Source organism: Promicromonospora sp. NPDC059942 (assembly GCF_042731755.1).
Taxonomy (GTDB): domain Bacteria; phylum Actinomycetota; class Actinomycetes; order Actinomycetales; family Cellulomonadaceae; genus Promicromonospora.
Window position 1 is genome coordinate 259,436 of sequence record NZ_JBHWLR010000005.1, and the last position, 10,168, is coordinate 269,603.

Annotated in this window: 8 protein-coding genes; 4 read left to right on the plus strand and 4 right to left on the minus strand. The window is 76.3% G+C overall.

Going from position 1 to position 10,168, the window contains the following annotated elements; genetic code table 11:
- The first annotated feature begins 2 nt into the window (after positions 1-2).
- Complete coding sequence (locus tag ACFV9Q_RS10540; RefSeq protein WP_377234370.1) at positions 3-863, plus strand: GntR family transcriptional regulator; 861 nt, start codon at positions 3-5, stop codon at positions 861-863.
- Between the two features lie 9 nt (positions 864-872).
- Here ACFV9Q_RS10540 and ACFV9Q_RS10545 read toward each other — a convergent pair whose 3' ends face one another.
- A complete protein-coding gene (locus ACFV9Q_RS10545) occupies positions 873-1,979 on the minus strand; it encodes a hypothetical protein (RefSeq protein ID WP_377234371.1) in 1,107 nt (368 codons plus the stop codon).
- A gap of 121 nt (positions 1,980-2,100) precedes the next feature.
- Here ACFV9Q_RS10545 and ACFV9Q_RS10550 point away from each other — a divergent pair, with 121 nt between their 5' ends.
- Positions 2,101-3,402, plus strand: coding sequence for an erythromycin esterase family protein (locus tag ACFV9Q_RS10550; RefSeq protein ID WP_377234372.1), 1,302 nt, complete (start codon positions 2,101-2,103; stop codon positions 3,400-3,402).
- Between the two features lie 11 nt (positions 3,403-3,413).
- On the opposite strand, the gene ACFV9Q_RS10555 is transcribed toward ACFV9Q_RS10550, so the two are convergent.
- Entirely contained in the window at positions 3,414-4,310 is an 897-nt protein-coding gene (locus ACFV9Q_RS10555; RefSeq protein ID WP_377234373.1) for an alpha/beta fold hydrolase, read from the minus strand.
- Positions 4,311-4,374: 64 nt separating this feature from the next.
- Between ACFV9Q_RS10555 and ACFV9Q_RS10560 the strand changes: the two genes are divergently transcribed.
- Positions 4,375-4,530: a hypothetical protein gene (locus ACFV9Q_RS10560; protein WP_377234374.1), complete on the plus strand. Its 156-nt coding sequence runs from the start codon at positions 4,375-4,377 to the stop codon at positions 4,528-4,530.
- 3 nt (positions 4,531-4,533) lie between these two features.
- Here ACFV9Q_RS10560 and ACFV9Q_RS10565 read toward each other — a convergent pair whose 3' ends face one another.
- Positions 4,534-7,257, minus strand: a complete 2,724-nt coding sequence (locus ACFV9Q_RS10565; protein ID WP_377234375.1) for an AAA family ATPase — start codon at positions 7,255-7,257, stop codon at positions 4,534-4,536.
- 55 nt (positions 7,258-7,312) lie between these two features.
- On the minus strand, positions 7,313-8,335 hold the full coding sequence (locus tag ACFV9Q_RS10570; protein WP_377234376.1) for an alpha/beta fold hydrolase: 1,023 nt from the start codon (positions 8,333-8,335) through the stop codon (positions 7,313-7,315).
- A gap of 87 nt (positions 8,336-8,422) precedes the next feature.
- On the opposite strand from ACFV9Q_RS10570, the gene ACFV9Q_RS10575 reads away from it, so the two are divergent.
- A complete protein-coding gene (locus tag ACFV9Q_RS10575; protein WP_377234377.1) occupies positions 8,423-10,015 on the plus strand; it encodes a tannase/feruloyl esterase family alpha/beta hydrolase in 1,593 nt (530 codons plus the stop codon).
- Positions 10,016-10,168: the final 153 nt, after the last annotated feature.

Genomic DNA, 10,168 nt, shown 5'->3' on the forward strand with positions numbered 1-10,168 from the left:
CCGTGGCCCGCCCCGCACCCGACGGCCAGCCGCTCCACCGGCGCATCGGCAGCGAGCTGCGCGCACAGATCCTGGGGCGCACGCTCGCGCCCGGCGCGCAGGTGCCCACCGAGGCCGAGCTGCAGGAACGCTACGGCGTCTCCCGCTCCGTGGTCCGCCAGGCCCTGGCGGCGCTGGAGCAGGAGGGGCTCGTGGAGCGCCGGCGGGGCCGGGGCACGACCGTCCGGGAGCGCGGCGAGCTGCACCGCCTGGTGCAGCGCGTGCCGGGCCTGTCGACCCAGGTCGAGGGCGAGGGCGTGCACGTCACCACGCGCATCCTGGAGCTCGGGCTGGAGCCGGTCTCTGAGGCGACCGGGGCCCTCGCCTCCGACCGGGTGCTGCGCCTGCGGCGCCTGCGCAGCGCCGGGGGCGAGCCGCTCGCCCTCATCGAGACCTGGCTGCCCGAGGAGCTCGGCGACCTGACCGCCGAGGAGCTGACCGACACGTCGCTGCACGCCACGATCCAGCGCCGGTTCGGCACGCACGTCGTCGCGGGCAAGCGGCAGGTGCGGGCCGTGAGCGCCGACGGCGAGACGGCGGAGCTGCTCCAGGTCCCCGCCGGGGCGCCCGTGCTGCTGCTCGAGGGCACCAGCACCGACGAGGCCGCCCGGCCCGTCGAGGTGTTCCGCACCTGGCACCGCGCGGACCGGGTCGTCTTCGACATCAACGTGATCCGCGAGCCCGACGCCGCTGGGCTGGCCGGGACCGGCGCCCCCGCCCCCGCCGCGCCGGTCGGCACCACGAGCCTCCGCGAGCGGCTGGACGCCCTCGGCCGCGAGATGCTCGACCTGGCCCGGGAGCTGGAGCGCGCCGAGGGCCGCTGAGCCGCGCTGCTACCCGGCCGCGGGCACCCAGTCGTCGTCGTCCAGCACCCACGCCCTGCCCGCCGGCTCCGGCCGGACCGTGTCGACGAGCCAGCAGGCCTCGTCGGGGTTCCACCCGGCGATGACGCTCGCCGTGTCGTCGCCGACGGGGATCACGGTGCCCGCCGCCGCGAGGTAGGCGGCGGCGGTGAGGTGCACGGCGTCGTGGTCGGCGGCGACCGCCGCCCAGTCGGGCTGCACCCAGGACCCGTCCCGGCCGGTGGTGCGGTACCAGTCGTGCCGCTTCTGCGCCGTCACCTCCAGCGGGTACGCGCGGCACAGCGCGGCCCAGGCCTCGGCGCCGTCCACCTCGTACACCCGCGCGCCGGCGGGGACGTCGACCCGGTGGGTCACGCCCTGCTCCCACCCCATGTCGTCCTCCACCAGCCAGAGCCCCGCCGGGCCGTGGCCGTCGAGGCTGCGCAGGGTGCGCGTCAGCTGCCACGGCGGGGCGGACCACCACGTGCCGCTCCAGGACGCCGTGGGGTCGGCGGGCCGCTGCCTCCGGGCGTCCCGCTCCTCCTTGAGGGCGTCGGTGCGCCACCGGTCGAGCCGCTCGGCCGCCGTGCCGGCAGGGGGCGTCCGGTCCGCGTCCCAGGTCACCGCGTGCTGGTCCGTGCGGTCGACCGGGGTGCTCCACCAGCCGACGGCGTCCGCGGAGCCCGCGACGTGCGCCGCGACGCGCTCCAGGGCGGCGCGCACCACCGGCAGGGCAGCGAGCACGTCCTCGCCGTCGGGCTCCTGCCAGTAGCGGGCGACCGTCACCGCGTGCGCAAGCGTGCGTAGCGCCGTCTCCTGGTCGACCGCGGCCAGGGCGACGCCGTCGAGCAGGGTCGCCACGGACGCGGGTGTGGCCTCCACCGGCTCGGCGGCACAGCTTCCGGTTCCGACGCTGACCAGCACGACCGAGCTGCCCCGGCCCGGGTCGAGCTCGTAGCCGGCCAGCATCGCGGCCGACGAGAACGGCGCCTCCGGCTGGTCAGGGTCGGTCGCGAGCTCCTCGGAGCGGCGCGCGTACTCGAGCAGGAACCGGCGCCCGCGCCAGCCGCTCAGCAGCTCGTCCGGTGTGATCGTCATGCCCGTCTCCCCCTGGTCGGCGCCCTCGCACGGTATCCCGGGCCGCTCCGGGCGGCCGAGGCAATTGCGCCCTGAGCGCACAGCCCGCCCTCCGACGTCGGGCAGGCGCTACGTTCCGGGAGTGAGCGACGACCTGACCGCCTGGCTGGGCGCGAACGCGCGCCGGCTGGCCACCCTGGACCCGGACGCCGACGACGACGCCGACCTGCTGCCGCTGCTGGAGATCGTCGGCGACGCGCGGGTGGTGGCGATCGGCGAGTCGATGCACCGGATCCACGAGATGTACCTGGTGCGGCACCGGATCCTGCGGTTCCTGGCGCGGCACGGGTTCACCGCGTACGTGATGGAGTCCGGCTTCCCCGAGGCCCGGCTCGTGGACGACTGGGTCTCCGGCCGCAGCACGCGACCGGTCCGCGAGGTCCTGGAGCGCGGCGTCACCTACAGCATGGGCCGGTGCCAGGAGATGCTCGACCTGCTGGCCTGGCTGCGCACGGACGGCGGCGTGCGGTTCTACGGGGCGGACGTGCCGGACTCGGCGGCCAGCGCCCGGCCGGCGGTCGAGGCGGTGGAGGCCTTCCTGGCCGACGTCGACCCGGGGTATGCGGCGCACGTGCTCGCGGACCTGCTGCCGCTGTTCGACTACCTCCCGGCCGACCGGTCGGGGATCGCCCAGGCGGCGCCCGCGCTGCACGCGTACATCGCGCTGCCGGCCGCCGAGCGGGCGGCTCTGACGGCGCTCGTCGGAGAGCTGGCCGAGCGGGTCCGGGCCTGCCGGATCGACTACCTGGAGGCCGGGGCCGACCCGCGGGCGGTGGCGTTCGCGGAGCACGCCGCGCGGGTCGCCCGGCAGACGGACGCGTTCCTCGCCGCGATGCCCGCGGGCGCGACGCGCGCCTACCCGCCGGGCAACGTCCGGGACGTGACCATGGCGGACACGGTGGAGTGGGTGCTGGAGCGCGAGCCCCGCGTGGTGGTCGCGGCCGCGAACGGCCACGTGCAGCGCACGCCGTTCCACGCGCCGCCGTTCGTGCCGCAGCCGATGACGACGATGGGCCGCGAGCTCGCCGACCGGCTCGGGGACGACCTGGTGGTGCTGGGCACCACGTTCGGCGGCGGCACGGCATGGCTGCACCGCCCGGGGCCGGACGACGCCCCGGGGCACTCGACGCCGTTCACCCAGGACCTCGGCGCGCCGGACCCGACGAGCCTGGACGCGGCGCTCGCCGCGCCCGGGCTCGGCTCGTACTACGTGGACCTGCGACCCGCCGACGGCGCGGCCGCCGCGGCCCTGGACGCGACGCGCGGCACGCACAACGGCACGGAGCTGCAGCTCGTGGACGCCCGCCGGGCGTTCGACGCCGTCGTGCACGTGGACCGGGTCACCCCCTGGCACACGTGGATCCCGATGCCGGAGCGGCGCTAGACCGGGCCGGGTCAGGCCGGCACGAGCCCCCGGACCTGCCGCGCCAGCGTGGGCCAGACGACGGGCGGCAGGTCGTGCCCGACGTCGTCGAGCACCATGAGCCGGGCGCCTGGGATCGCGCGAGCCGTGACGCGGGCCGCCGTCGTCCGCACCAGGGGGTCGGCCGCGCCGTGCACGACGAGCGTCGGCGTGCGCACCTCGCGCAGCCGGGGCCCGTGCCACACCGCACGGAGCTGGCGGCCCATGGCCCGCATGTCGCGCGGGCCGCAGTCGAGACCGCGCTCGATCCGAGCGCGGGCCGCTACCTCGTCGACGGGGTACGCGGGCGACGCCATGGCGCGGGCGACGGCGAGCGCGGACGCGACGTCGCCCTCCCGGGTCCGCGGGTGCCGGGCCGTGGACTGCCGTGCGATCAGCCCGTACCGCAGGTGCCGCAGCGCCGTGAGCCCGGCGGCGTCGCTCGGCGGCGCGTCGCACGAGACGAGCCCGAGCGTCCGCTCCGGGTACCGCAGGGCGAACCGCTGCGCCACGACGCCGCCCTGGGAGTGCCCCAGCGCCACCGCGCGGTCCCACCCGACGGCGTCGAGCACGGCGGCGGCGTCGTCCACGACGTCCTCGGCCGTATAGGGCACCGAACCGCCGCCGAACAGCGACGCCCACGAGACGCGCCGCTCGCTCGCGCCGAACCGGGTGGACTCCCCGGTGTCGCGCTGGTCGAACCGGACCACGTCGAAACCCTCGTCGGCCAGCGCGCGGCACAGGCCGTCGGGCCACCAGAACCGCGACATGGCCAGCCCCATCAGCAGGAGCAGGGGTGTGCCGTGGCCGGTGCCGAACCGGTCGTAGGCGAGGGTGACGTCGCCGTTGCGCGCGAAGCGGGTCGGCGACCAGGTGTCATGGCCGATCACCTGAACGATTGTCACTCAGTGCCCCCGACACCGCCTGGCGTCGCCTCGTGGCACCATCGATCTCGTGGAGATTCACCCAGACGACAACCCGCGTGACCACCACGTCGAGCCCGCCGCCAGGCGAGAGTCCGAGGCGAACCAGCACATGTCGTTGAAGGCATTCCGCGCCGACCAGGACGCGGTTCTCGACGGCGAGGTCGCGGACCCCTTCGAGCGCTGACGCTCAGCGCTCTCGCAGCGCTGCCGCCAGCTCGCGCCGCGAACCGATCCCGAGCTTGCCGAACACCTTGCGCAGGTGCCACTCCACGGTGCGCGGGCTGAGGAACAGCTCCGCGCCGATCTCCGGGTTGGTCCGGCCCGCCACCGCGAGGCGCGCGATCTGCGCCTCCTGCGCCGTCAGCCCGTCCGCCGGCCCGGCGCTGCGCCTGCGGACCGTCTCCCCCGTGGCCGCCAGCTCCCGGCTCGCCCGTCCCGCGAAACCCTCCGCGCCCGCCGCGGCGAACACCTCGTGCGCGGCGCGCAGGTGCTCCCGGGCCGCGGCCCGCCGGTTCTCCCGGCGCAACCACTCGCCGTACAGCAGGCGGGCCCGGGCCGTCAGAACCGTCAGCCGCGTGCCGCCCAGCAGGTCGACCGCCTCGCGGTACCGGTCCTCCGCGGCGGGCGGCGGACCCGCCAGCGCGTCCGCGAGCGCCTGCGCGCCCAGCGCCCACGGCGTCCCGGCGGCGGCGGTGCGCTCCCCCAGTCGCTCGCAGGCCTCGGCGGCCACGTCGGCCTCCCCGGCGCGCGCCGCGGCCTCGACGAGCTCGCCGAGGCTCCAGCCGGTCAGGGCGAGGTCGTCGTACGCGACGGCGCGGCGCGCGGCGTCCAGGGCGGCCGGGTAGCGGCCGAGCCCGTTGTGCAGCACGGCCTCGGCGTAGCCCGCCAGGCCGAGCCAGCGGCCCTCGCCGCGCGCCTCGGCCTCGCGGACAGTCGCGTCGACCAGCCGCATCGCGGGCTCCTCGGCGCCCCGGTGCGCGGCGAGCGTGAGCGCCGCGGACGGGTGCGGGGGCAGGTTCGCGAACGACTCGGCCTCGCGCAGCAGGTCGGACGCCTCGGCGAACCGGGCCTCCGCCACCAGCGCGCCGGCGCGGAAGGTCAGGGCCGTGGGCAGCACCGTGCGGGCGCCGGTCGAGCGGGCGGCGGCGAGGGCCTGCTCGGTGAGGCGGAACCAGGCGGCGTCGTCCCACAGCTCGTGCGCCACCGGGGCCGACAGCCACAGGAGCGCCGCGGCGTCGTCGGTCGGCGCGGCGAGCGCGGCGCGCAGGTGGGGCACGGCCGGGCCGTACCCGTCGGTGTACCGCACGGCGAGCCCGGTGAGGAAGAGGCCGGTCGCGTCGGACCCGGCCGGCACGGCGCGCGCGGCCTCGGCCGCGCGCCGCAGGCTGCCGCCGTCGTCGCCGCCGTCGCCGTCGCCGAGCCGGCCCGCGTGCACGGCGGCGCCGAGCGCCCAGAGGTGCGCCTCGCGGGCCGCCGCCGGGTCGAGCTGGTCCAGCCGGCGCGCGGCCTCCAGCAGGGGTCCGACGGCGCCCCGTCCGCGGTCGAGCGCGAACGCGACCTGGGCCCGCAGCCGCTCGGCCCCGGCGCGCTGCAGCGGGTCGAGCGGTCCCAGCTCCGCGGCCGACAGCAGGCCGGGCACCCCGTCGAGGGCGCCGGAGGCGAACCGGGCGCGTGCGGCGGCCAGGACGCGCCCGGCCCGGAGCTTCGGGTCCTGGGTCAGCTCCGCGGCACGCTCCAGGAACGCCGCCGCGGCGGACCGTCCGCCGCGCGCGAGCGCCCGGTCGGCGGTGCGCTCCAGCTCGCCGGCCACCTCGTCGTCCGGCCCGAGCGCGGCGTGCGCCCGGTGCCAGGCGCGGCGGTCGGGGTCCTGGCCCGGGTCGGTCACGTCGGCGAGCGCGCGGTGCGCCGCCCGCAGCTCGGCCGGCGTGGCCGAGCGCCAGCAGGCGGAGCGCACCAGCGGGTGGTGGAACCGCACGCGGGCGCCGATCCGGACGAGCCCCGCGGTCTCGGCCGCCACGGCGGCGTCCGGCGCGATGCCCAACCGGTCCAGGGCGCGCCACAGCAGCGGCACGTCGCCCACGGGTTCGACGGCGGCGGTGAGCAGGAGCGTCCGGGTGTCCGCCGGGAGCTCCGCGACGCGCCGCTGGAACCCGTCCTCGACCTGGTCCGCGACGGGCGTCGGGCTCGGGGCGCCGAACCCGAACGCGAGCTCCGCCGGCGTCAGGTCGCGGGGCAGCTCCAGGAGCGCGAGCGGGTTGCCGCGCGTCTCGGCGAGGATCCGCGCCCGGACGTGGTCGTCGACCGGCCCCGGCAGCGCGGTGTCGAGCAGCGCCCGGGCGTCGGCGTCCGGGAGCCCGCCGACCCGCAGCTCGGGCAGACCAGGAAGCACCTGCTCGTCGCCGGGGCTGCGCAGGGCGAGGACCAGGGCGACCGACTCGGCTTGGAGGCGGCGGGCCACGAAGGTCAGGATCACCTCCGACATGCGGTCGACCCACTGCACGTCGTCCACCACGCAGACCAGCGGCCGGTCGGCCGCGGCCTCGGCGAACAGCCCGAGCACCGCGAGGCCGACCAGCAGCGCCTCGGGCGGACTGCCCGGGCTCAGGCCGAAGGCCGTGGCGAGGGTGTCCCGCTGGGGTTCGGGCAGCGCGTCGAGGTGGCCCAGGAGCGGCGCGCAGAGCTGCTGCAGCGCCGAGTAGGCGATCTCCGACTCCGGCTCGACGCCGACCGTCCGGACCACCCGGGCGCTTCCCGCCCGCGCCGACAGGTGGTCCAGCAACGCCGTCTTGCCGATCCCCGCCTCGCCCCGCAGCACCAGCACCCGGCTGTGCCCGGCCCGGACCTCTCGCAGCAGCTCGTCGAGCGCGTCCGTCTCACGCCGCCGGCCGCGCAGCACCGTCTCGCTCCGCACACGCACCTCCCTGCGGAGGTTACACCGGGCGGGGGCGCTCCCTCCCCCGAGGGGGTCAGAGCCTGTCGGCGTCGACCACGGCGCGGGCGAACTCGGCCGGCGCTTCCTGGGGCACGTCGTGGCCGACACCGCGGAACGTCCGGTGGTCGTACGGTCCCACGAACTTGTCGCGGTATGCCGTCCCGTTGCCGGGCGCGGTGAAGGGGTCGAGCTCGGCGTCGATCGTCACGGTGGGCACGCCGATGCTCGGCCCCGCCGCCAGCCGGGCCTCGACGTCGTCGAACCGGGGGTCGCCCTCGGCCAGGCCGAGGCGCCAGCGGTAGTTGTGCAGCACGATCGCGGCGTAGTCCGGGTTGGTGAACGCGGCGGCGGTCCGGTCGAAGGTGGCGTCGTCGAAAGCCCAGGTGGGCGAGCTGGACTTCCACACCACGCGGGCCAGCTCCTTGCGGTAGTGCTCGTCCTCCAGCCCCAGCCGTCCCCGCTCGGTGGCGAAGTAGTACTGGTACCACCACGCCCACTCCCGCGCGGGCTCGATGGGCGTCTGGTTCGCCGCGCGGTTGGTGATCAGGTAGCCCGACACCGACACGAGCGCCCGGACCCGCTCAGGCCACAGGGCCGCGACGATGTCCGCGGTGCGGGAGCCCCAGTCGAAGCCGGCCAGCAGCGCGCGCTTGATGTGCAGGGCGTCCAGCAGCGCGACGACGTCGCGCGCCACCACCACCTGCTGGGCGTTGCGGAACGTGTCCGGGGACAGGAACGTGGTGCTGCCGTGGCCCCGCAGGTACGGCACGATCACGCGGTAGCCGCGGGCCGCGAGCAGGGGTGCCACCTCGGCGTAGGCGTGGATGTCGTACGGCCAGCCGTGCAGCAGGACGACCGGCCGGCCACGGGCCGGCCCGAGCTCCGCGTACCCGACGTCGAGCTCGCCGGCCCGGACCTGCTTGATCACGGGGAACGACGGCGCGGGCCGGGCGGGGGCGGTGGCGGCCGCGGCCGCCGCCTCGGGCAGGGCGGCCCCGCCCACGGCGGCGGAGGTGGCGAGCAGGCCGGCGGTCCGTACGAATGTTCTTCTGTCCATGGCCCTACCCTCGCGCCGCGGCCCCGGGGGCGCACCAGGGTGTCTCCCTGGGGCGGCCCCGGGTGCCGCCGGGCCAGGCTGTGCACCATGAACAAGCTAGTCATGCTGGTCACGGCGGCGCTGTCCGTGTCGGCGGCGGGGCTCCTCCCGCTCGCGGCACCGGCGAGCAGCCCTGCCGAGGACGCCCACCCCGCGTCGTCGTGCGCCCCCGTAACCGTCTCCGCGCCGCCCGGCGCCCGGGTCGAGTCCGTGACCGCCCAGGCCTTCCCTGCCGGGACCGTCACCTTCCCCGAGGCGACGCCGCCGCTCCAGACGCCCGCCCCGATCCCCGACGTGCCCGCCCGGTGCGACATCACGGTGACCCTCACGCACGGCCGCGCGGGCGACCACGAGACAGTCAAGGTCTCGCTGCCGCAGGACCGCGCCGACTGGTCGGGCCGCTTCCAGGCCACCGGTGGGAGCGCCTACCTGGCCGGCGACCTCGGCGCCACCCTGGTGGCGGCCGTGAAGAACGGATACGCCGCGGCGGCCACCGACGCGGGTATCGGCGAGTCCCCGGCCGACGTCAGCGGCTGGGCGCTGACGTCGGACGGGCGGGTGAACACGCCCCTCCTGGAGAACTTCGCGTCCCGGTCGGTCCACGACCTCGCGGTGGTCGGCAAGTCCGTGACCAAGCAGTACTACGGCACCAAGGCCACCTACTCGTACTGGAACGGCTGCTCCACGGGCGGCCGCCAGGGGTACGTGGCGGCGCAGGAGTACCCGACGGACTTCCAGGGCATCCTGGCCGGCGCGCCCGCGGTGAGCTGGGACCGGTTCGCCGTGGCCACGCTGTGGCCGCAGGTCGTGTTCAACGAGGAGGACGTCGCCCCCGCACCGTGCGAGATCGAGGCGTTCAACACCGCCGCGGTCGACGCGTGCGACACGATCGACGGCGTGCGGGACGGCATCATCGACGACCCGCAGGACTGCGCGTGGGACCCGCGTGAGCTGGTCGGCACCCAGGTGGACTGCGACGGCGCGACCTACACGATCAGCTCGGACCTCGCGGACGCCGTCCGCAAGATCTGGCAGGGTCCGGTCAGCCGGTCCGGCCACCCGCTGTGGTACGGCCCGAACAAGGGCGCCGCGTTCAACTGGCTCGCCACGCCCGGCCAGCCGTTCGTGGTGGCCGACCAGTGGGTCAAGTACTTCGTCGCGAAGGACCCGCAGCTCGACACCGCCCACCTGACCTACCGGCAGTTCGAGCAGCTCTTCGCGAAGTCGCAGCGCGACTTCCACTCCGTCATCGGCAGCGACGACCCGGACCTGTCCGCGTTCGCCCGCTCCGGCGGCAAGCTGCTGAGCTGGCACGGTCAGGCCGACCAGCTCGTGCCCACCCAGGGCACGGTCGACTACCGCGAGCACGTCAACCGGGTCATGGGCGGCAACGCCCGGGTCGACAGCTTCTACCGGCTGTTCCTGCCCCCGGGCGTGAACCACTGCGGCATCGGCACGGACCCGCTGGTGACCCTGGTGGACTGGGTCGAGAAGGGGAAGGCCCCCGCGACGCTGCCCGCCGTCGTCACCGAGCGTGACGGCCGGACCGTGACCCGTGAGGTCTGCCGCTACCCGCTGGTGACCCGCTACGAGGGCGACCCGGCCGACGGCGCCGACTACCGCTGCGTCGCGGCGTCCTGACCCGAACGATCTGAACGACCCGAGCGACGAGGGGGGGGACCCGAAAGGGAAGCCTCCCCTCTTCTTCCTTGGTTCGTGTGTTCGCCTTGCGCCTACCCCCCCCCCCCCCCCACCCCCCCCCCCCCACACACACACCACAAAAAAAAGCCCGTC

Excerpts from the sequence above, each read along its gene's own strand:
- ACFV9Q_RS10570 (WP_377234376.1), bottom strand. The coding sequence starts at position 8,335 with ATGGACAGAAGAACATTCGTACGGACCGCCGGCCTGCTCGCCACCTCC.
- ACFV9Q_RS10545 (WP_377234371.1), bottom strand. The coding sequence starts at position 1,979 with ATGACGATCACACCGGACGAGCTGCTGAGCGGCTGGCGCGGGCGCCGG.
- ACFV9Q_RS10575 (WP_377234377.1), top strand. The coding sequence starts at position 8,423 with ATGAACAAGCTAGTCATGCTGGTCACGGCGGCGCTGTCCGTGTCGGCG.